Origin of the sequence: Aureisphaera galaxeae, from assembly GCF_028561275.1 — a bacterium.
GTDB classification, from domain to species: domain Bacteria; phylum Bacteroidota; class Bacteroidia; order Flavobacteriales; family Flavobacteriaceae; genus Aureisphaera; species Aureisphaera galaxeae.
In genome coordinates, this window is record NZ_JAQQTF010000006.1 from 177,897 (window position 1) to 201,615 (window position 23,719).

The window sequence follows — 23,719 nt, forward strand, 5'->3', positions numbered from 1 at the left end:
GAATAAATTTTTGTAAATGAGCGTTTTAGAAAACTCCGATAAAATGAATACAGGGAAAACCCCGTTGTTTTACAGGATCGATCTACGTAATTTAGACCCAAACTAACTGATTTATACGTCTATGTCCCTATTCTTAAACACCATTTCGTTCATAAATAAGGCAAAAAAGTCGATCAAGAACTTCTTGAAATCCTCTTTTCTTAGTCTTTTAATTATTGTCATCATTCTCCTTTTGCTTACCCAAATGGATCAGGCATTGACCATGATGGTAGATCTTATCGAGAACAACGGTTCGCGATTTTCGCTTTTTCTGGCCTTTGTATTCATAAATGGGTTGGCCATCGTGCTTTCCCACTACCCTATTTATAATTACTATGCGTCCAACCTCAACAACTCTCAAAATTATACCACGTGGCGGGCCGTTCAACCTTTTAAAATATGGCCGCTAAAGTATTTCGAGGTGTACGTATTTACTACAAGGCAAGGAGTGGGATATATTCCTGATAACTGGGCTAATTATTTAAGATACCTCATCGGATTACTGATACACTTTGTTTGGATTCATTATATTATTACCAGTTTTGAGCCCAATATCATATTCGAAAATTTCCCGTTGGGCCTACTCAAAGGAATTGTATATGTACTGCTTATTGTTCCTTTTGTCCTTTATATCATTTTGAAGGAGAAGTTCTCGCGGTATAAAAAGACGACAGACGCTCAAGGAAATCCGTTAACCCCGTCCCAGCTACTTGCAAATTCCCAAAAGTTGGATGGACTCCACAAGCGATTGGGCATTTATTATTTCATTGTGGCCCTGCTTAGTATGCTTCTGCTCATCATTACACTATTTGCTGCCACATTTAGTCCACTAGGGCTTATTATCCTACTCCTTACGAGCTATGCCTTTGTTTTCAATTATGTATTCTTCCGATTGTTACGAACACGACTTTCCAAGGTAAAAGACACCTTACAGAGTGCTTTTATGCTACCGGTATATCTATTTATTAAAGGGATTCAATTTTTGGAGAAATCGGAAAATTACTTAGGGCTTTTCAATATTAACTTTTTGGCAGCTGTAGTCCTGCTATTGTATACGACCCTGGGAAGTATCTTCGATTGGGGCCTTCACAACGGAATTCCCATTCTCTTAGCGTTTTTCTATTTCTACTACTTTATCATTGCCAGTTTAAGCAAATATTTTTTTGTGTCCCGAAAATTAAAACTATTTGGAACGCGAAAATTTAAAATCATTTTTACCGGCATTCTCCTTTTTGTATTGCTCTTTGTAACAGGCAAATTATTAAATGCTGAGGTAACCACTCATGAATTGGACATTGTCGAAACTTCTGAGGATACCCTTTCGGAAGAGGAGTTCCTAACCTCTCTAGCCAATAAAGATGGGGAGACCTTTTTCTTCATTGCATCCCATGGGGGTGGATTAAAAGCGAATGTTTGGACACTTAATGTATTGAATACCCTTCAGCAAGAGACCGAAGGAAGGCTATTGGATAACACCGTCGCCCTTTCGGGTGCATCCGGAGGATCGCTTGGATTGGCTCTGTATACGGGCCTCTATCGTAAACATGGAAAGGATACCACCGCCATTCAGAAAAAAATAGATTCGTTGTCCCATCAAAACTTTACCTCCATCGATATCTCCCTTACCTTCGGTTTGGACACCTACCGAAAACTATGGCCACTCAACCAGCGTATCGGAGTTAGGGATCGCCCTTATTACAAGATGCGCAAGTACCAGAATAATATAGAGGGTATTGATGAAAGCGTACTTTCTGAAAAACCCTTCCGACAATATTGGAACGAGACGTTTCAAAAAACAGGCTACTTTCCAAGCTTAATCATGAATACAGCGGGCACCAAAGGAAGTAGAGGTATACTTTGGTCGGTAAAGCAAAAGGATTTCAACTCCATTTTTCCATTTGCCGAAAACCTGGCCGACCTTAATGGCAACAAAACACTGCCTTTTTATCAAGCGGTTTCTACTACCAACCGTTTCCCGGTCTTTAGCCCAGCAGCAAAGATTTCGGGCTACGGACATTATATAGATGCGGGTGCCATAGATAACAGCGGACTTTTAGGATGTTTGGATCTCCATAACTATTTAATGCGCAACACAGCCCTTATGGATAGCACCAAGGTTGCTTATATCGAAATTATAAATAGCAAATCCCTCTACACTAACTATCTGGTAGAGAAGTTTAAAAAGAAAGAATATCTTCCGCACATCAATAAGAACGAAGTGGAAACCGATAATATCGTAGCCGATCTCCAAACGGGACTCAATCTGGACAAAATACCGGGATATCTGAGTGATTATCTGTCCAATTGGGAAGCATCCAATCTAAGGGATGTTCGATATTTCCAACTTTTCATGCCGCACAAAGTGACATTGGATGATGTCGAAGCATTCTTAGGGGGCTCTATAAATGACGCTGAGGTGAAAAGTAAACTTAAAAACTTCCTGACCGAAGAAAATGACCATATTCTCGCCGTGACCGAAGGGGAAGACGGAAATTCCTTTAACGAGGCCTGGAAGTTCTATGAGCCTACTCTCTCCAGGCACTTAAGTGGAAGTAGTATCAACTACGTGCATCATATCCTAGAACATCGAATGTTACAGGATCAGTTCAAGGAAATAAAACGACTGACCGAGGAGTAGATTTTTTAAACTTATAGCTTTCCCTAGAGGAATGCAACATCTTGATTTGCATAAAGTCATTCTTACTTCATACTAAATTTTATGGTTTATCAGTACAATTTATGAGGGGATACTAGGTGAAAAAACACACGTAACTACTTAATTTTATGATACATAGGATTTACCAACGGTATTTTCTACTCGCCTCACATCTCATACTGAATATTCACCCCAAAATTCTCTATTATGAAAAAATCTTTATGCTTATGTTTTAAGTGGCAAGATCCATTTACCACTTTCAAGTTTAATAAGGGATTATTGCTGCTTGCGATCCTAACCCTTTTCTTTCAGGTTTCTTGGTCTCAAGATGCCTTGGACTGCGATGACGACAATACAGTAAAAGTTAGGGTAAAACCTGGCTATAATGACCCCACGGGAGATGGGGATGCCGATTTCCGGGGCTGGAAACACATCTCCGATGCTTCGAGTGCTTCGGATGCTCGTAGCAAATTCAAGGATGGAGTTGAAGAAGACATTAAAAACGGTTCTGCCGGGTATCTCGAATCTACCGATGGACAAGCGATAAGCTGCCCAGGAGTTTGTCCCAATCCCAACGAAGTGGGTTGCGAAACAGTTACTGTTAAATATGTATCTGGAACCCTAAGGGCCGTAGCCGGAGACAATTCCGGTTATAATGTAAAACAGAAGAACGACTACTTTAAGGTCAAAATAACCTGTGGCCCCTGCAATCCGGTTACAGGTGGAAACGTACAGGCGGTATTTCCGAATCCCGTATTCGACATCCTAACGTTCCAAATAGAAGTAAACCCCCAACCCGTGCCAATTTCAATAGAAATAAGGGACGCAAACGGAACGGTAGTGCAGGAACAGCAGTTTGGGCCTTATTCTACTGGAATCCATGAAATCCATATGGATGTACACACCTTAATACCCGATATGTATTTTGCCTTTGTGTATTTTGAAAACATACCCGCACCACCAGAAAACTTTGTCAAGAATTAATTATGCTTTTTACGTTTCGGTTCTTAATAAAAAAAGAGAGGCCAAGGCCTCTCTTTTTGTATCTATAGTGATGTAGCAATTACTGTTTAACGTCTTCCATTTCCACTACTTCTCCTTCCCTGTCCACAAGAAGTACTTCATCAAAGCCCATCTCTTGAAACTGGGGGAATTGTGTCGTCGCATCTCCAACCACTAAATATGCCATTTTCGATTCGTCCAAATACTTATTGGCTAAGGTCTTGTGCTGCTCCAAGGTCATATTCCTAATAATGTCCTCTTCGTCTTCAATATAGTTAGGACTTAGTCCATAACCACTCATTTCCTGCAGCATTCCTAATAAGGAGAATTGGGTTTCGAAACGTCTTGCATTCGACTTTATCAATGCATTTTTAGTGAAATCCAAATCTTCTTGGCTGATTCCCTCCTTGTACTTCATGATTTCATCCTTGAAGATAGAAACGGACTCTCCCGTCGTATTGGTACGTACGCTGGACGAAGCTATGAAGGTTCCAGGAATCTTGCTTCCATTAAATCGAGTACGTGCTCCATATGTGTATCCTTTTTCCTCTCTTAGAATAAGGTTTACGTTACCACTGAAAGATCCTCCCAACTTATAGTTCATTACCTCGGCTGGATAGAAATCCTTATCCGTTCTTGGCAAGGCAATGTACCCAATATTGATAACCGACTGCTTCGCATTTGGAATGTCTACAAAATACAGGGAAGACTTGTCCCTGTTATTCGCTGCAGGGTATTCTGGGATAGATACATCCTTAGCCGCCCAATTGGCTTCAAGACGCTTTAGGCTTTCTAAAGTATTGGCTTCATCAATCTTCCCAACAATATGGAAACGAGTCACAGAAGGTGAGAAATTATTGTCGTAATAGATCTTTAGATCGTCAATTGTAAGAGAAGCTACAGACTCCTCCGTACCCATGGTAGGGTAACTGAAAATATGGTCTTCTCCATACAGTAACTTATTGAACACACGATTCGCTACCGAGTTAGGGTTGGCCGCAGAGCGCTTAATCTGATTAATAGTTGCTGTCTTAATCAATTCAAACTCTTCCTCATCCCAACGTGGTTGTAATAGGATTTCTTCTACCAATTTCAAAGTCGCATCGAAATTACGAACCAAAGTATTTCCCTGTATTACAATCGATTCGCGCGTCGTATACATATTGATGTTCGCTCCAAGCATTTCGATTTCTTCTTCCAACTCCTCCGGAGACTTATTGGCAGTACCTTCCATCATGATATCGGTCATAAGGTTCGCCACTCCATTTTTGCTCATATCATCCAACAAATGTCCTCCTTCTAGGATAAGGCTGAAGTTGACGGTAGGGATTTCACCTTGCTCTATTCCATATACTTTCATCCCATTAGATAACTCGGCATTCCAACTAGCAGGAATGTTAAGCGCTGGTGCTGGCCCTTGTGCAGGCTCTACAGAACGATCGAAAGCGGAAGGGGTTTTGGCCACTTCCTCTTCGGCATCTTCGATAATCTTTTCAACATTTTCCATAATCTCCTCTTCTACTACCGGAGCGATTACAGAGTTTTCAGCGATCAATTCCAATTGTCCCTTAGGAACGAAACTGGTAATTACATATGGCATGTCTTTAATGTACTTTTCGTAAACGCGCATTACGTCTTCCTTGGTCACTTTCTTAATGTTCGCGATATCCTGCTCGATAAATCCAGGATCACCAGCAAACACATTGTACTGACACAATTGGAAGGATTTACCTAGCACACTACTAATTCCGTTGTAGAACTGCGTTTCCAACCCAGCTTTGATACGTTCTATATCGCGGTCGGTAACACCTTCTTCTTCAAATAATTTGAATGCTTCGAAAACACCTTGCTCCACATCATTCAAATTCACTCCATTGTTACCGGTCACTTGTAAATGGAATTCTCCAGCAATTTCCTGAGAGCTATTGTAAGCAAAGAAGCGGGAAGTAAGTTGCTTATCCTTTTCCAATACCTTGTACATAGGGGCCTTCTTTCCGCTAGAGATAATCTCCGCTAAGAAGTCCAATGCATAGGCGTCGTCTGTATACTGTTGCAAGGTAGGCCACACCATGTTAAGTTGAGGTGCTGTAGCAAAATTGTCCTCATGGTATAAACGTTTGGTTTCGGAAATAGTCACAGGCATAGGCTCTAGTTTTGGCACTTCCTGTCTTCTTTTTATTTCACCAAAGTACTTTTCGATAAGTGTTTTGGCCTCTTCCGTTTCAAAATCACCCGCCAATACTAGAGTAGCATTGTTAGGGCCATAGTATTTATCGTAGAACTCACGAACATCGTCTACAGTAGCATTCTGTAAGTCTACCAATTCACCGATCACCTGCCAATTGTATGGGTGACCTTCGGGGTAGATGTTCTTGTCCAATACCCAATTTGTATGTCCATAAGGATTGTTGTCCACACGCTGACGCTTCTCATTCTGAACTACCTCCTGCTGATTGTAGAAAGCAGATTCGGTTACGGTATTGATAAGATACCCCATACGGTCACTTTCTAACCACATGATCATTTCTAAAGCGTTTTTGGGTACAACTTCGTAATAGATGGTTCCGTCTTTCCAAGTTCCCCCATTTAGGGTTCCCCCGGCATCTTGAATCTTTTTAAAGAACTGGTCCTGCCCTACATTTTCAGACTCCTGAAAAAGCATATGCTCAAACAAGTGGGCAAAACCTGTACGCCCAGTCTTCTCCCTGTTGGACCCTACACCATACTGAATGGCCAAGGACACAATGGGATCACTTTTATCCTGGTGCAAAACCACGTCCAGTCCATTTTCCAGTTCGTACTTTTCGAACTCAATGGATAATTTGGACGATTCCTCTGGGGATGAATCTTTCGTCCCGCAAGAAACGAGGAATAAAGAAAGGGCTATTGCAAAGCCCATAGTAGCATTAAAACGGTTTTTGGAATACATGGTTTTTGATTGTTTTATGAATTTTTTAAAGATACAATCCCTACATATTCCAAATACTTAAAATGGTGTTAATTTAAGCGGCTTTAGGGCCAAAGGGGACCATCGATTAATGGCGAAGGTGTCTTCTTTTATAAAAGCGCACTTTCTGCTATTTGAACATATATTAATCAATGTACAAGCAAAACATAAAAAAGCCCCTGTAAAGGGGCATTATCATGATAATTTGTTTTAAAATCCTATGACGGACATTTGCAAAGGCATTCGACCAATGCCAAACGGCACGTCAAAAATGGCGGATCACTATTCAGTTTACAGAAATTAAAGTCCGCATAACAATTAGCAATACATGGATTGACATTGCCATTTTCCATATCAAGAATGAAATTTCCAATAGAATCATAACTGGAACTCACGGCGTTCTTCAATTTTCCATGCGTTTCGGCAGTAGGCACATCCGTAAATGCCGAAAGGGAAAGGAGAAAAACGAATAACAGTGATAACTTAAATAACTTTTTCATACTACTCATTTTTTAAAAAATTAAACAATTGATTAAAATGGTTTTGGTTGCAACCCCCATTGAATAACTTAAAGTTCGGGAATAGGAGCTCCCGATGAATAAAAATGGTAGCAAAGCAGCAATAAACTGATACGAATGGGTTAGTATATGCTACTTATACGAAAGAATTAGGAGAAATCGATAAACTTGCTGGAGACCCACAGCTCGTCCAAACTGATCTTGGACCAATTGCCTTTCTCCTTATACACGAAGACTTCCTGATTCTTCACCACAGACCCCACTCGATTAAAGGACACAGAAGGACCGCTGCGTACGTTGAGCACATCGGCATTGACCACGGCGCGTTTTACATCTTTCACATAATTACCATACACCCACTCTTCTTTAGATTTAGAAATCTTATACCAACGCCCTTTTACCTTATGAACCCTAAGCACAGATCCCAAGGTGGTTTGTCCCAAAACGGAAAAAGAAGAACTGGGTCCCTTCCTAATGTTGAGAGCATGGGCAGTTACATACCCATACTTTAAGGGTGGTGATGGCAAATCGCCTGTTATGGGTTCGTCCAAGGCACTTTTTAACATGGGCAAAAAGTTGGTTTCACAGTCGGAGACTTTGTTTCCCCCAAAGAAATTGGTTCCCGGACAGGATTTGGTCGTACCACTACCATTGGTTCGGTTTCCATTGCTGAGGTCGAACCAATGATGATACACAATTCTATCAGTTGTAATCGGAATGTTGAAACGTTTACAAATGGCTGCTGAAATACGAACAATGGCATTCTTCTGTGATTGATTCATCTGATCCTTGCCCGTATCGAAAAAGCCAACATTCTCGATACAAACCGCATGGTTGTTATTACCGAAAATACAAGCAGGCGATCGCTCCAAGCTTCTTCCAGTAGCCACTTTTCCATCTGGAAAAATGGTAAAATGCTGCCCAATATCGCTCCACCCATTGTTATTTACATGGTGGTTTCGCATTCCTTTTTGAAGTTTGAAGTGATTATCTCCATTAAAGTGCTGATAGCTTGGCGAAAAGGTATGATGTTCCTGAAGGAATAATACAGTACGGGCAATGTTCTGTTGGGTAATCCATGTTTCGAATTCCGAAACGTTCATGAGGGTAAATCCGAATTTTGTTTCCATTGTTGTCGATGTTAGCTGTTTCGACAATCTGACTGAAACGTGGGGAAAGGATACAGATCACCGAAGATATGTTGCCATTAAAATTAATCGAAATCGCAAAATGGAACAAGAGGGAAATCCCTAGTATTTTTTAGGGAAAAGACCTGAACTAGTTGGTGGGTTGTGGGTTGGCGAGTTCTGGGTTGATGGGTTGATGGGTTGATGGGTTGATGGGTTGATGGGTTGATGGGTTGAATTGTTTAACGGTTTAACTGATATACCGCTCAATACTCACTCTTCACTTTTCACTTTTCACTTTTCACTTCCCATTGTTCACTTCTCACTCTTCACTCATCACTCATTGCTCATCACTCCTATCATAGGTCAAGCCTTAGAAATGGTCTTTGTGTGTGTGATTAACCATTCATCTGAAACTGATTCCAATAAATAGATGATCGTGGCCCCATTCAATTTTCCCCTTCGTATGGTAACTACCAATGCTGCTATTTTCTCATTTTCTGAAAACGCGACCCGAGAAAATGACACTTGGGTTTCTACTATCCTTGAAGTTTCAATATTTGTAGTCATGTGATTCATGCGGTTAGCAACCTCAGAAAGCCATTTGTCATCCAAAGGGAAATCACTCCCAATTTTGTCAATGGATTTAATCAATTGAATCATTTCTACACCCATGGTATCTTTCGGTGAAAAACGATCAGACCCATATGGTGAAAACAGATTATTTATTTTTTGATTGCCAAAGCGATGATTCGAAAAAGTACTATCAATTGAATAACTAAAATAGATTGACTCACTTTTTTCTTTTCCCTCTTTATTCGTCAAAGAATCACTTTTAGGTGGAGGCGGCAACTCTGCACGCATTGATAACAAAACAGTTTGAATCACATCTAATTCCTCCTCGTTGACCAATTTATTTTTACAACTGACCAGAGCAAAAACCAAAATAATTAATGGCAGTACCTTCATATCAACAACTTCTTAGTTTTTGACTCTTATTCCCCAATTCTCCCTTACTCTTCTGTTTCGCTCATTTAAATCCATGTTTTTAATGGTTTCAAAATCAATAACACCAGTATTGGTGCACTGAAAAAACCCTTTTACTACGGTATCATTTTTAATAAAGCCGTATTCCCTTGGAAGAATAATTTCATAATGGCCAGAAATATTGGATACAACAGAATAATCAAAAGTTGAAATTTTAATTTTATAACGATCCGACTCCATAAAATCGAAATCTGTATTATTATAATCCAGATCGGTCGATTTAGATAGCATTTGAATGCTTTCAACCGTACTATCCTTTAAACTCAACCTTAGATATTTCTTTTGTCCTTTGAAGGACCCCGGATTCCCGAGGTCCATTAAAATTCTGCTTCTATCCTTTACGCCATCGTTCAATTCCCCTTGGGTAGGTATCGTCGATATAATTTGAATAACAACACTATTATCTTTAGTATTCTTTCCACACCCACAGAGAGAAGCAATCGCCTCTTGCTGCTGGCCATTGCCTACACGAGTGCTGAAAATGCTATCCATAGGAATTTTAGTAGTATCCTTTCTCAGAAAACTGATATAGTCCGTAACTGTGTCCTTTTGAACAATGTTCACTTCGGATTTCACATCGACTTTATCAACTTTCTTTTCCGAACAGGATGTAAGGAGTGATGTAATCAGGATTATTGTAAACAGAAACCCATATCTCATTATTTCCCTAACATCATTAATGTTGTACCAATTCAAACCCGATAATCTTATCGTCATTATCAAAATAAATTTCCAAGCTTACTGGATCTGCTAGGGTCCAACCCACATAATAGGAGATCATTTTTACTTCTTCCCTGTTTAATTCATACCAATTATTAAGATGGGAAACTAACCTATCTTGATCTCGAGTTTTTTGTTGGAGAATATTATCCATTTTAAGGGAATCAGGGACGATTCTGCCTTCAATTATTTTAAGCTTAACTGTATCCTTTGATGCTACCCCTAGAATCTCTAATACTTCAGCTTTGGTTTGCCCAATTTCCAAGTAGTTTTCAATAACATCATTGGCCATAATAAAACGTGGGTTTGGTCTTGTCAACAATTCATTGTTCTTAGGTTCTTGCCAAACCTCTTTATTGAAGTTGGTCTGGCACGAACTACAGATTGAAATTAATACCAAAATAAGAACCTTTAAAAGTCTCATGGCAAGTTTGTATTAGTTAGTACACCGCCATAAATGTAATTTAGAATACCGGAATAAACTGCCGCCTCAATACCGTTAGAGATTGTGATATCACTGGTTGAGAATGTGTAACCGTAAGCTTCCGCTATCAAGCGTCCCTTTTCATTATTAAAATTATCCATATCGACATCTAAACCTGATTGCATCCACTCGTGCGCATCTGCAAAGAGTTTCATCATATTCCCACCAAACTCAGCTGTCCCAAGTGCATTCCAAAAGGCATGACGAAACGCATCTCCTTTACCATCATCTAAACCACTAAGGCCATCTGAAAATGTAGGAGCTAATTCCTGCGCTCGACTAAGGGCTGTAAAGGAGTTTTGAATATGCAAAGCCGCATATTGTGGAAAAATTCTAAACAAAATAGCTTCCTTAGCATTTGGAATTTCATTTGGATTATTTGGATCGTCTGCAGGAATATCCAAATTTCCCGAAAACTTGATAAAAAAGTCGTCGTTCCACCATTCAAAAGGAAATCCATCATTCATTCCTGGATAATTAGAAGGAGAATATGTAATGAAATTTGCTAGGGTATTCATTACTAAGTTAAAAATTTCGGAGGAATGATTGTTTTCATAAATCAAATAAAGAATATCTGAGGCAATCTTTTTGTTATTCCCAAGCCAAGTAACCTCTTCCATATGTTCTTCCCAAAATGTGGGTCCTATATGGCCATTTAACACCGTTAGAAGTGAGAAGTAATGCATCTGCAACTCTTCTGGCGTCAGAGGAATGTCTGGGTTTTCACAGTCAATGGGATCGCCGTTGGGCAAGAAACATTCGTCCGGAAGGGTATTGGAACCATCACCATCTCCTTGAGGATCGTCTCCTCCACCAGGACCAGGACCACAGGGATCGGGCGACCGTAAAGGATCCTTATTAGGATCCCCATCGGGTGCAAAATTGTAAATGATAATAATATCGGGCAGGGAACAACTGCACAGGGAGTTGGAACTTCCACCATTGTGAGAAGGCTCGCAGCCACAGGTGATCACCACAGTAGGACCATCGCCTCCTGTGGGATCTGGATCTGGATCGTCGTCGCCATCATCGGAACATGGATCGCTTCCGCGCGTCGATTGCACCTGCCCGTTTGTATATGCATGTTCTTGAACAAATTGTCCATAAATGGAATAGAAACGTATAAATCCTGTAAAGGTAGCATAGTCATATGCGTCAATGACTTGGGCTGCCACCCAATCCCGATCATACTCATATTCCACGATAAAACTATATTCCTCTTCGGCGTATTCAGCCACAACCAAATTGTAGGTAAGGAAGCGAAATTCGTCCGTTGTTTGGGAGGTTTCCGCAACGGCCGAAATGGCAAAATTGGATCTATCGTTCTCATCCTGACTTTGGACTACATTATCCAAATCGATATTCAGTAGCACCACTGCTTCATCCCTAGTGGCTGTGGAATAGGGATTGGAAGAAGGGTCTATCTGTAAACGGCGGTCCTTGGTTTGCAAGGATTGTACGTGATCTAAAATTTCAGGAAAGTCCTGGAGGTCCACTTTTTGAGTGGTAACATGTTCGTGTTCTAAGGCGTGTTCTAAAGCGGTTTCGTCGTCATTCCGACAACTGGTAAAACAACAAATAACTACAAAAGCGTATAGGAAAAGGTATTGGATTTTTAATCTCCCCATGATTAAAATCGGTTTAAAAGGTTAAAAAAGGTTTGTGTTTTCCTATGCAAGCCCATCCATCACAAATGAAGAATTGGCTCAGGTCGTAAGCATAGTTTATAGACGTCTGGTAAATCCAATGTAGATCATGGATTCAGCAAACAAAACATAGCAGTGCACTTTACTTATGTAGTACGAAGATATAATTTTTTTGAATAAATTATTTTCATTTTTAAATTATTTTGAAAAATATTTATTCATTCTCAGGAGCAGAATGAAGAACGTAAACACCTTACTCGTTCACCCTCAGGTAGTAATGGATACTTTTATCCGGGGTATGTGTTTTTATCTCGCAATGGCAATCGGGCTCATAAATCGGTAAACCACCATCTATTGCCTCTTTAGCAGGCACTTCTACATACATGGAAGTCAATGTAGATTTCAACTTGTTCTCCTTAGAAAATTGAAGCCCTTTAGGAATTTGGATATTTTGCTCAGGAATTCCTTCTACAGTAATGCGGAATTTGTCTTCATTGGATTCGGATTTCTGTGCCGACATATAGGACACCGATAAAAACGATAGGAGTAGTAATACAGATTTTGCCTTCATACTCTAAATATAGTGCCGGGATCACCATCCTCCAAGCCAAAATCCTAAGATTAACATTTTTACAACAAAAATTATGTTGAGAGTTAATCCCTTAGCTTCGGCATAAAGAACTTATCGATACGCAGGGTAACCCCAAATTGGGCCGACACAACTATATCATCATACCGAATATTGAGATAATCGCGTCCATAATACAGGAAAAACATATATCCGATCGCCCGGTGCGCCTTTGGGGAAAACTCTATCAAGCCTCGAGCACTCAACCGATACTTATTCGTGTCGTTTGCCAAATTGGGAATAAAATTGTCGAGGTTTCCTAGTATATATCCTACCTCGGTTCGTACATGCCAATCCTTTTTCATTCCGAAACGGTTGGTTCGGTAATCGTAAGATGCCAACAAACGGTGCCTCCCGTACGAATTCTCCTGTTGTTGGGAATAGGCGAAAATTGAAGTCTCAGTTCCCAAATCCGTGCGATAGCCCAAACTCAATTGATGTAACGACAGGGATACTTTATTGTACCACCCCTTAGTGCACGCCACATAAATATAGTTGGTCGAAAAGTCCCCATTGGAATACGCATTACGCCTTTGGATAGGCGGTAAGGAGTCCGACGGATAAAAGAAACCCGGCGCTTGCCCATTGCTATAATGATGTACCCGAATAGTGGCATTATAAAACTTCAGGTTTTCTGCGGTAGCATTGATTTTAGCTTTGGTTTCATCATCGGCAAAGAAGGAACCGGTATAATTATTATAGAGATTGATGTACCAGCTAAAACCTACTTTATGACTTCCGGGGAGTATGGGTTTAGAATCATCTAAAGACATTCTAAAATTACCATTATAATCGAAGTCGAGTCGATGTCGTTTGGCCAAACCCGTGCCGCTTTCTCTTCCGAAAAACAAAGGGAAGTTCAAGTTTAGGTTTGCCTCCAACACATCGAAGTTAGAATTTGCTCCTTCTCCTTGCACCAAGGGAATCCTACGGGTATCGATAGACGAAACATAAGGAGCCAAGGAAGCGTAGGATGGCGCCTGATTCGCATCCCAAGAGGTCTGGACAAGATGGTAAATCGTTTTTTTGTGCTCGCGAATCGTGGAATCTTTCCGTACAGGATCTATATAGAGTCGATCTTGGCAAAGAAGTTCCGATGTCTGGCAAAAAAACAGGAAAACAAAAAGGTAACAAGGAATGCAAATGCCTTTCATAACGTACATATTAAAAGTTCTGTGGGGAAGACGAAAACCCTATAGGCTTTCACAGAATTAAAGGTTTTCAACCGATACTTTACTCCTTCAAAGGTATGTGTTTACTACAAACAAGAAAAGAGCATTTCCCCCTTAATCATTGAGGAATTCGATCCATTTTAAACCTTTAAACAGCATTCAGAAAATATCTTGAAAAAGAAAAGCCCGTCTTTCGACGGGCTCTTCGTATCTGGGGAAGTTTGGTTATTCTTTAATGATCCGTTTTACAACTCCAGCGTCTCCCCCTTTGGCCATGCACATGTACACGCCATTGCTCCAGGTGGAGTTATCGATTACTTCGGTAGCGTTATCTGTAGTCCCCGAGTGTACCTTTCGACCATATACATCGTAGATAACGTATTCTATGGGCCCTTCAACATTCATTCCTTCGAAATTCAGGGTTACTTGTCCTTTCGATGGATTGGGATACACCTCAAAATTCAACTCCTTCCCTACTGCTTTTTCCGTAGGCGCAGTTAGGTATTCCTCGCATGCTTGTGCTTGACAGCATTCTCCCTTATCGGTAAGACCATACACCGTAAGGCAAACTTGACCACCACTAAATGGCATTGCAAAATAAGGGTCTGTGGATACCACCGTTCCGTTAACCGTCCATTCATACCCAACGATGGTAGTGAAGGCATTTCCGAAGGAAGTAGAAGAGAACAAGCCTACTCCATTTCCTGCATTTTCTAAAGTAAATTGAGGTTTCATACCACACTCATCCGGACATTGCTTCGTTATGATTACCTGTTTTTGAATACTCACCAAACAACAGTTTCCATTGGCATCCAAGCCATATACCGTTAGGGTTAAAATATAGGTTCCCGGTGCAGTATAGGAATGGATAGCATTGGGGCCAACAGCTGTATTTCCGTCTCCAAAATCCCATAAATAACCTACAATAGTGGTTCCACTTCCTGCGGTAGAGATGTCCCCTACGGAAATGGTACAATCCTTCATCTTCATCTTCATTTTTGGTAGCAACTGGCAATCTGGGCCACAATCGATTACTGAAAGAACAACAGCGTCGCTAGTCGTACAACCATCTCCATAGGTCACCATAACGGTATAGGTTCCCGGTCCTTGCGTAGTTACTGTTTCCGAATTGACGGGCTGGGGGAACGCATTGCCATCCAGCTCCCAAACTATACTGGTAAATCCAGGGATTTGCCCAGTAATATCCAATACAGGCCATGGGTCTCCTTCACAAATTTCAATATTCGGTCCAAGGTCTACAGAGAAATCACAGCAACCGTTGTTATTTACCTCCATACTACCTGTAGCTGTACAATCGGCATCGTACACAACAGTTACACTATATACTCCGTAGGAAGTCGTAGTAAAAGTAAGTCCTCCACTCTGTACAGGAGTTCCATCCTGGAACCAAGTAATGGTAGGAGATCCCGAAACTTGCCCTGAAATATCCAAGGTTGGGAATTGTCCATCGGCACAAACGGTTACGTCGGCACCCAAATCGATCACCGGATCACAACAACTGTTTTGTGTGGAATCATCGTACCTCCCAATAAAATAACCTTTAGAAGCTCCCGAAGAGTAGGTTCCATCGATCACCAAAGGTTGAGAACCTCCACTTGAGTAATAGGTACCTACAAAAACTTCTCTATTGTTGGAATCGATTAATACTTCGCCTCCGAAAGAGGAACAGGATTCGCTATTAGAAGGCCAAACCGTGCTTCCAGATGATGAATCCAATGATAACCCAAAAAAGTCTCCCCCACAAGGGGCGCGAGTTAGAGTTACAGAAACATCGGCCTGGCCTGTAGCATAAAGATCTCCGCATCCATTGGTTTCCAAACTAAATGCCCAAGAAGAATTGGGAAGGGCGTGTGTCCATTGAAAACTTCCGGATCCGTTTTTATCGTAAGCGTGGATATATTGCGCTTCTGCCCAATACACCGCATTATTTTCATTACTAACCTCTACGTCATAGCTTCTTTTGTTACCTCCTAAGGATTGTACTTTCAACCCAAAGGTGTTATCGAAATCTCCGTTGGCATCAAATTTTGCCATAAACGTATCTGGATAGGTGGAGCTGGTTGAGTTGAATAGATTACTCCCCCCATTATAGAAAATCGCTGTTCCACGGAACTCTCCCGTTACGTACACATTTCCGGTATCATCCACATCTAGATTTACCCCGCGCGTAATATTGGAAGCATCTATCTTCGTAGCCCATACCAAGCTCTTAGGAGCTATGTTGTATTTGGCTATGTAAGTACTTACATAGCTTCCTGTAAGATTGGTGCCGCCATCTAAAGTGATCGTAGTTGAGGATGAAGTAGTAGTTCCAAAGGTTCCTACTACATACATGTCATTACCAATAATCTTGACATCGAGAATAATGTTGGATCCTCCAGTCACTGTTTCCCAATTCACGGGAGTATCGCCAGCATTAAGACCAGATTCAACAATCACGCCTTGATTGGAAAGTGCACCGACCGTATACGTATTATTGTTTCCGAATTCGGTACCTCCCGTAGCATTTTGCGCAGAAGTTCCCGTGGTAAGCAAAGAAGAAATGTCCTTGGTCCAAACCAAGTTCCCAGCGGGGTCAAATTTTCTAAGTACACGTGTAAAGCTAGGACCATCCCCAAATGCATACACATTGTCATTGTCATCTATGGTTCCAGATCTAAGGGTCTTATCTGGATCATCCGTAAAGTTTACGTAGTCCCACTGTGCGTGGATGCTACTTATTGAAAATAGCATTAATAGTATGAATACATTCCAACGAATCGAAGGAATTTTATAATATATATTTTTCATTGTTAGTTTCTTTAAAAGGCCTACTCTGTATGGTTTTCGGCTTCCCCAATCGTTTCATTCTGGACATGACGAATCCTACATGAGTTTCTAAATCATGGCCTAATTGGGGATGCCTTTTGACATCCCCTTTACTTCAATAATTACTTAATGATCATTTTCTTGATAATAGTCTCATTGGCGATAGTGCATTTAATGAAATACACCCCTGTTTTTAAGACTCCTCTTCCATCCCAAGAAATTGAACGGGTACTTCCCTCTTCTACCGAAGTTTGAAGTTGCTTCACACTTGTTCCATAAAAGTCATGGATATCGATAAGCATTTCTCCAGTTCTGTTAGATTGGATTTGTAGGTTCACCCTACCGTCACTTGGGTTAGGAGAAAGTACTATAGAACCAATTTCTTGGGCCTCAGCTTCTGCTCCTTCACCCGAAAACTCTTTGGTAGCTTTCTTTTTAGGTGTATAACAGGCGGGATACGACCAATCGGACAGGGAATTATCACTACATCTAGCCCTTACCTTCCATTTAAAGCAATACTTTCTGATACTCTCAGGTACCACATAGCTATTGGTAGCTACCTGAACAGGTGCTATGCTAATGCTGTATTTGCATTTTGGGCATTGAATATTAGGATCTCCAGAACCAGGCGATTGCAATACATATCCCACGGCTCCAGGCATCGGATCCCAGCTAAGTGTAAATCCATTTTGTTCTAATCCTGTAGGTGCTGGCATATTATCACAAGTCGTTACCAAATCGTCCATAATACTACAGTCGATGGGTCCACATAATTCACAGGGTGCAAAACAGTTTTTGCAAAGGCTTTGACCAAAACAATATTCACCGCAATCGGTTATGATCTTGTGAATAAGGAAATAGTACAGTCCGTCCTGAATTGGAGCGTGTACGTAATTTTCCTGATCGCCATAGTCTACAAAAGAATAAGGCCCTCCAGAAGGCATAGGACTGGAGAATAAATACCATTCATGTGCTATTGGAGTATAGGGGAAATCCTGGATAGGATCTCCTTGAAGTACTCCCGTTGTGGTCAACCCAATATCGAAACTCGCATCCAGTCCTTCGTCGCAGCACTCAACCGTAAAATTATGGGTTACGGGAGTCCAACCAATACAATCTTCTAGATTGGCAATGGCCAGCTTTATCTGGTATTCGTATCCAGGTTCGAAATAAACCGGAGTTCCCAGACTCGCAAATTCTTGAGATAAATTGATGACACCCACCTGTTGATTCAATGTCCAACCTAGACCCGCATAGAAACCGAAATTGTTGGTACTTCCTGCAGGACGTCTCCAAGCATCGATATAATATCTATTTTCACCTTGCGAGGCTTGTCCATCCATATAGATTTCTTCCCCTAAGCAGAACAGATTTTGAGCAGCTCCATTTTCATTTTCGAAATGAAAGGCAGCCGTGCCAGTAAATTCTTCTACTGGTGTTCTGGTTTCTCTCCAGGTATAACACCCATCTTGCCAAATACCATGCTTTATGTAATAGTGTTTACTCAGGTCCAAATTCTCAAAGAACGCAGTAAAACCCCACTGTACTGGAGCTACTGGATCCAATTCTGGAGTGCCCGTATCTGCATCTATGGTATTCGCATCTGTGGTGGAACCTTCAACAGCGGTTTCGAAAAGTCCCCAATAGTGACCTTCATTGCCCTGTTCTACGGCGATTCCTGAGACACTAAAGTTTCCGTTATCACAGTTGCTTGCTAATATTACATCAGGAGAAGCCTCTGGATTACAGCAATTAGATGGTAAAACATTGTCATCGATAAAGCCAGATAATTCCCTAACGTTCGCATAAATGGTTGGGTAATCGTCCCTAGGACAACCACCCCAACTGGAAACACCAATTAAAATAGCTGTGGCTCCTTGTCCCAAAACGGCAGGTCCTCCACTATCTCCGGGTCCAGCAGCAATACCTTCTTCAAAAAAGGAAATCATGGAATTATTGAACGGATTGGTCCCAGCGGGTGGGCATGCATTGGTAGGAACGTTGATGATGGCATTCGCATCGGCATTGGATATAATAGGCAAAGACGCCCCTAATAGATTACCATTGCAACAACCGCCTCCAGAGTCTCCCCATCCGGTTATAAATGCTAGTTCTCCCGGTGCAATATCTGCCAGGGTGGTATTTGTTGGTGTAGCGTAAGCAATGGGCTGAACGTTATCGTTAAACTCCAAAGCCTCTTCCAAACGCAATAGGGCAATGTCGCTATTGGCAACGGCCCCGCCCGAGAATGGAGTGTAGTTAGGATGAATAATGATTTGGGCCACATCGATTCGCTGCCCCACCGAATTGTCTGTCTGATCTGTAGATCCCGCATGCACCACGATATTAGTAGCGGTAGTCCAATCTACACAATGCCCGGCGGTAACAATCCAATCGCAATCAATAATGGTTCCCCCACATACATGATTACCATTTACTTCTAACGATACTTGGTAAGGAGCCTCCGAAATATCGGTAGCTACCCCGCCGTAAATTCTTTGCGTCTGTGCAAATGTTTGGAACACTGAGAACAAAAGAATGACTGCAAATATGATTTTTTTCATAATTGTCGTTTTTAGTTAATACTATGTTTTAAAGTGAATAGCCAGAGAAGGCTATCTGTAACATGCGCAGCGTATTCCTTTGAAATTTGTATCTTTGAAGAAATAGGCTACGGCTTATTTTAATCGCAAACTAGGAGAGCTGCTACCTTGTAGCGGCTTCTCTTTTTTTCTAAAGTATACTTTCCGTTTTTTTCTTTTCGATTTTTGGGTTGGACATTCTTAGTTTTTCTTTACTGAAAGTTGCTTTTGAAGCTCCCTTTCAAACTAAGATTCCAAAAGATGGGAATACGTTACCCAAAAAATGAAACTTTTTTGCTTCGGAAGAGCAAAAAGAAAATAAGAAGTACAGCAATCCCAATAATGATAAGGGTTTGCAGAGAAAATTTATGGGGCATATTTTGAAGGGATTCTCCATTTCCCGTGATCACATTCGAGGCCCAATAGTAAGGTGAACTTGCAACACCGCTATGCACATTCAGGTATTCGATCTTCGCATTTCGCAGGGCTGAAGCCTTGGTCTGATCCGCTTCCAAATTCCTGTAAAAAGAGATCATAATATCCCGATTACTCTTGTCATTAGCATTCCATAGCGAAGAAAGTACTGTATTGGCACCGGCCTTTAAAAAACCACGAGTAAGGCTCATAAGTCCCTCCCCTTCTATCCATTCGCCCTGCATGGTTTTACACGCGCTCAACACCACCAAATCGGCTTGTGTTTTGGTAAGGTAGAGCTCGGTGTGATTCATTCGTTCATCAAAAAACCAAAGCCAGGTGTTCTGTTGGTTATCAAAATCGGCATGCGTAGCCAAATGCACGATATTCCGGGTCGAAATCTCGGTAAGGACACTTTCCTTATCGGCCTCTTCCCGCAATAGTACCTTGCCCCCTAAGATATCCTGAATGCTATGTAGTTCTTCTTGAGTGTTTGTAAGGGTCGGTAAGCCTTCTTTTTTATACTGGATAGGCGCTACGCCCATAAATCCTTCTTTCGCTTCTCTCCTAATGTTTTGATTCTGATCTAAGTGACTTAACGATAATCCATAATGGACATCCTTAGAAAACAATAGATAATTAGGGGTTTGTATGGTTTCGGGGATACTGGACTGCAACACTTCAAAAGGAAGTTTTGTCAATATGCCATCAGGAATAACTAACAGGGAAGTAGTGCTTTCAATCGATTCCTTAATGCCTCCAAAAAGACGGTTGTAAATGGAACTCGTCAATCGATTGAACTCATTGAAATCGGTTTCATTACTGAAGGGTTTCGACATCATAGAAAGTGTAGCATTTACCTCTATGTGTATCTGTGGGATGTCTTCCAGCTTTTCCAATCGGGTTTCCGTAGGCGTCTGAAAATACACAAATCCTTTTTCCGAATTCAAAATAAAAGCAATGATGGCTGTACCATTGTCGGCAAATGAATTTCGTAACTCATCGGCTCCCGATATGTCAATTTCCCGTTTTAAAGAAGCATAGCCCGAAAAGTTAGATTCTAAACGCTCCTCTACTGCCTCTAGTTCCTTCTTGAAAGTAAAAATGGTATCCTGTAGCGAATCCTTTATATTTTTTTGGGAAGCAGATGTCAGGGCCTCTTGGGTAGAAGAAATACTCCTCCTTATATCCAATGCCTGAAAACGAAGACTATCAGGAATATTGGAAACATTCATGGCTTGCTCCTTGGTAAGATCTTCCAGTAGCAACAGCACTTTGTCCTTTTCCATAAAGTAAAGGGCCTCTTCTTTTTCATCTAGCAAATAGGACACTTCCACCCCTTTCATATAAATCTCGCTACTTTGCGAGCGCCAGAACAACTTGGAAAGGTATTCTGTGCTTTCCTGACGAATCATATCGATCACCTTATCCGCAAGTTTTAAACTTTCCAGGGCCTTCTTTACATACGGTAGGTTACGACCATTTTTTACGCCATGATCCAAGTAGAAATTGGAAATATCCTTCAAATACGCTAGGGCATCCAGCTTATTGGGAACCAAACTCAACTGGGCAGCCGTGGGGAGTTGATCAGAATCTTCACCCGTGAGCAATGCAATGGATTTAATGTACGCTTCTTCAGCTTTAGAAGTGTTCCCTTTTCCATCGTGATAATCACCCAAATTATTGGTGATCATGGCAAGGGTTCTCTTGTCTTCAGCAAAAGAAAGACTCCTGTCTAATGCCGCTTTCCCTTCGTCGTATTTTTGGGCGTCCAAATGGAGTTTCCCTAGACTGTTATGTATATAGGCTTTGCTTAAGGTATGATCCAGTTCATTGGCCACTTCCAAGGCATTCTGCAATGCACTTTCTGCAGGGGTCGATTCCAATAATTCCACAAAAAGATTCCCTCTTCTCAGGTGCAGACTCAAGGCTTCTGTATCCCGCATAACCTTGCCATCGTTTGCAGCATTAATTGAGTCGCACTTATTTAAATGAAGTAATAATTCTTTGGCATACAACTGCCTATCCATTTGTGTATAGCAATAGGAAGTACGCAAGTGAGTAGTGAACAGGTTACGCGCATCTTGATTTTTACTGAAGTACCTTTCGGCCGTTTCAAAATGCTCTAAAGCCTTATTAAAGTCGCCCATTTCGGCATAAATCACTCCCAATTCGAGATAACTTTTTGAAGCATACCGATCTTCGGCACCATCCCACAATATTTCCTTATAGGTTGCAATACTCTCAATGATCGAACCTTTTTTTCTGTAGAAGAGCCCCAAATTATAGAGGCTCTTCTTTAATAGTTCTGGTGTTTCTTCTTTATGTCGTCTTCTAATATCGACTGCTAGAAGGAGACTCTGTATCGCTGTTTCCACATCCCTTTTCCTGTAAAATACCTTCGCGATATCATGATAGTATTGGGATTGTTCCAGTTCACTAGGACCTTCAACCTTTGATAATAGATGTATGACCTGTTCTAGCTTTTCATGATTACTGGCGTTAGCATCTTCCAGCACCCTATTTACCCTAACATCGATACTATCGTTGGTCATACCAAACGAAGGGGGAATGATAAAGCAAATGAAGATGCTGAATATGCTAACTACTAATTTCATGGAAAATCGATAACGACGGGATGTACAACTTTATTTATCAAACTTGGATGACCATCCCCACTGGAAACAACTGCCTGTTTCAAAGCTTGTGGGGTAATTCCATCTGTATATAATTGGGCCGCTCTGGCGGTTACATAACCATTGGAGAAGGAGGTTCCATCTACCGAAAGGTAATCCCCTGCTCCCATATAGAATAGAATATTCTCCCCAGGTGCCGCCAAGTCTATGCTTAGGAGTCCGTAATTGGACCATTGATAGAGATCTGTTATTTCTTCATTCATAGCTGCTACTGTAGTCATATTTCCGAATTCATAAGAGGATGGGAAATGAGGAACATCTTCTGTGTCTATCCCTGCGTTACCAGCAGAACTTATAATGTTCTTATCTGATGCCTCCAACATAAAATCGCTCAATATGGTAAAAGGTTGCAGATACCAACCAAAACTCATATTAATAATATCCACATCTGGATTGGTAGCCGCATATTGAAAAGCACAAAGTATATCGAAATAGTTGGCTTCTCCATTGGAATCGAACGCCTTGATGGGCAACACCTGGAAGTTCGTGCCTGCCTGCGTTAGACTTTTATAAATGATATCGGTAATCACGGTACCATGGCCATTATCATCGTAAATATTGTTATCATTATTTACAAAATCCCATCCAGAATAGTCCCGCATCGGATTCTTGGGACAAGGCTTCTCCATGCGCTTATTATAGAGGAAAGGACGGGCAAAGCTCTTGTAAGTATAATCAAGACCGCTATCTATGATGGCGATAGTTACCCCACTGTTATTGGGCTTAATTAATTGCAATTGGGCATCTAGATTACTATTCTGGTTGTTGAAAAGCATGGAAGTCGTATTCACGTAATAGAGGAATTCTGCCCCCTCCAGATCGGGATCGGAAACAATTTCTCCCAATTGTCCTTCCAAGGAACCATTGCTCATGTCCAATGTCCAAAGTTCAATGCTTTCTTCGGCGCAATCGCATGTTCTGAAGGAAAGAATCTCGAATCGATCGCGGGCCTCGATCTTTTTAATGATAGGCGTATTGTCCCAAAACTTCACCACCAATTTATTGGGGGCGAAGGTCGGTGGATTAACATTGGGAGCTTTCTGGTTGGTTTGGAGGGTGAGATTAGAGGATTCTACTATGCTAAGCTCAGGCGATTCGACACTACAGCTCGTCGCAAAGAGCAATGCGAGGGAGTACAATAAATTCTTCATGATTTTTGGTTTAATTATTAGATTCATCTAATACGTAATTCAAAAAAAACGAAACCGTTAC

The 23,719-nt window shown here is 41.1% G+C and carries 15 protein-coding genes; 2 read left to right on the plus strand and 13 right to left on the minus strand.

Annotation, left to right across the window (positions count from 1 at the left end; genetic code table 11):
- Positions 1-121 precede the first annotated feature (121 nt).
- Complete coding sequence (locus POV27_RS11440) at positions 122-2,677, plus strand: patatin-like phospholipase family protein (protein ID WP_272862905.1); 2,556 nt, start codon at positions 122-124, stop codon at positions 2,675-2,677.
- 225 nt (positions 2,678-2,902) lie between these two features.
- A complete protein-coding gene (locus tag POV27_RS11445) occupies positions 2,903-3,679 on the plus strand; it encodes a T9SS type A sorting domain-containing protein (protein ID WP_272862906.1) in 777 nt (258 codons plus the stop codon).
- Positions 3,680-3,758: 79 nt separating this feature from the next.
- Here POV27_RS11445 and POV27_RS11450 read toward each other — a convergent pair whose 3' ends face one another.
- From POV27_RS11450 to POV27_RS11510, 13 genes are all read right to left on the minus strand, one after another.
- On the minus strand, positions 3,759-6,626 hold the full coding sequence (locus tag POV27_RS11450) for a M16 family metallopeptidase (RefSeq protein WP_272862907.1): 2,868 nt from the start codon (positions 6,624-6,626) through the stop codon (positions 3,759-3,761).
- 236 nt (positions 6,627-6,862) lie between these two features.
- Positions 6,863-7,144: a hypothetical protein gene (locus POV27_RS11455; RefSeq protein ID WP_272862908.1), complete on the minus strand. Its 282-nt coding sequence runs from the start codon at positions 7,142-7,144 to the stop codon at positions 6,863-6,865.
- A 167-nt stretch (positions 7,145-7,311) separates the two neighbouring features.
- Positions 7,312-8,292: an SH3 domain-containing protein gene (locus POV27_RS11460; RefSeq protein ID WP_272862909.1), complete on the minus strand. Its 981-nt coding sequence runs from the start codon at positions 8,290-8,292 to the stop codon at positions 7,312-7,314.
- Positions 8,293-8,655: 363 nt separating this feature from the next.
- Entirely contained in the window at positions 8,656-9,258 is a 603-nt protein-coding gene (locus POV27_RS11465) for a hypothetical protein (RefSeq protein WP_272862910.1), read from the minus strand.
- Between the two features lie 12 nt (positions 9,259-9,270).
- The gene (locus tag POV27_RS11470; RefSeq protein ID WP_272862911.1) at positions 9,271-9,912 is read right to left on the minus strand and encodes a hypothetical protein; all 642 of its coding nucleotides are present in this window, start codon (positions 9,910-9,912) and stop codon (positions 9,271-9,273) included.
- Positions 9,913-10,012: 100 nt separating this feature from the next.
- Positions 10,013-10,480, minus strand: a complete 468-nt coding sequence (locus POV27_RS11475; RefSeq protein ID WP_272862912.1) for a hypothetical protein — start codon at positions 10,478-10,480, stop codon at positions 10,013-10,015.
- Entirely contained in the window at positions 10,477-12,168 is a 1,692-nt protein-coding gene (locus POV27_RS11480; protein WP_272862913.1) for a DUF6973 domain-containing protein, read from the minus strand. The genes POV27_RS11475 and POV27_RS11480 overlap by 4 nt, the downstream gene beginning before the upstream one ends.
- Before the next feature lie 271 nt (positions 12,169-12,439).
- Positions 12,440-12,757: a hypothetical protein gene (locus POV27_RS11485; RefSeq protein ID WP_272862914.1), complete on the minus strand. Its 318-nt coding sequence runs from the start codon at positions 12,755-12,757 to the stop codon at positions 12,440-12,442.
- 83 nt (positions 12,758-12,840) lie between these two features.
- Entirely contained in the window at positions 12,841-13,968 is a 1,128-nt protein-coding gene (locus tag POV27_RS11490) for a hypothetical protein (RefSeq protein WP_272862915.1), read from the minus strand.
- Positions 13,969-14,211: 243 nt separating this feature from the next.
- On the minus strand, positions 14,212-16,797 hold the full coding sequence (locus POV27_RS11495; protein WP_272862916.1) for a T9SS type A sorting domain-containing protein: 2,586 nt from the start codon (positions 16,795-16,797) through the stop codon (positions 14,212-14,214).
- Positions 16,798-16,937: 140 nt separating this feature from the next.
- Entirely contained in the window at positions 16,938-19,379 is a 2,442-nt protein-coding gene (locus tag POV27_RS11500; RefSeq protein WP_272862917.1) for a DUF1986 domain-containing protein, read from the minus strand.
- Positions 19,380-19,669: 290 nt separating this feature from the next.
- A complete protein-coding gene (locus tag POV27_RS11505) occupies positions 19,670-22,429 on the minus strand; it encodes a CHAT domain-containing protein (protein ID WP_272862918.1) in 2,760 nt (919 codons plus the stop codon).
- Positions 22,426-23,658 (minus strand): S8 family serine peptidase, encoded by a 1,233-nt coding sequence (locus tag POV27_RS11510; RefSeq protein WP_272862919.1) that lies wholly within the window; start codon positions 23,656-23,658, stop codon positions 22,426-22,428. The genes POV27_RS11505 and POV27_RS11510 overlap by 4 nt, the downstream gene beginning before the upstream one ends.
- Positions 23,659-23,719 lie beyond the last annotated feature (61 nt).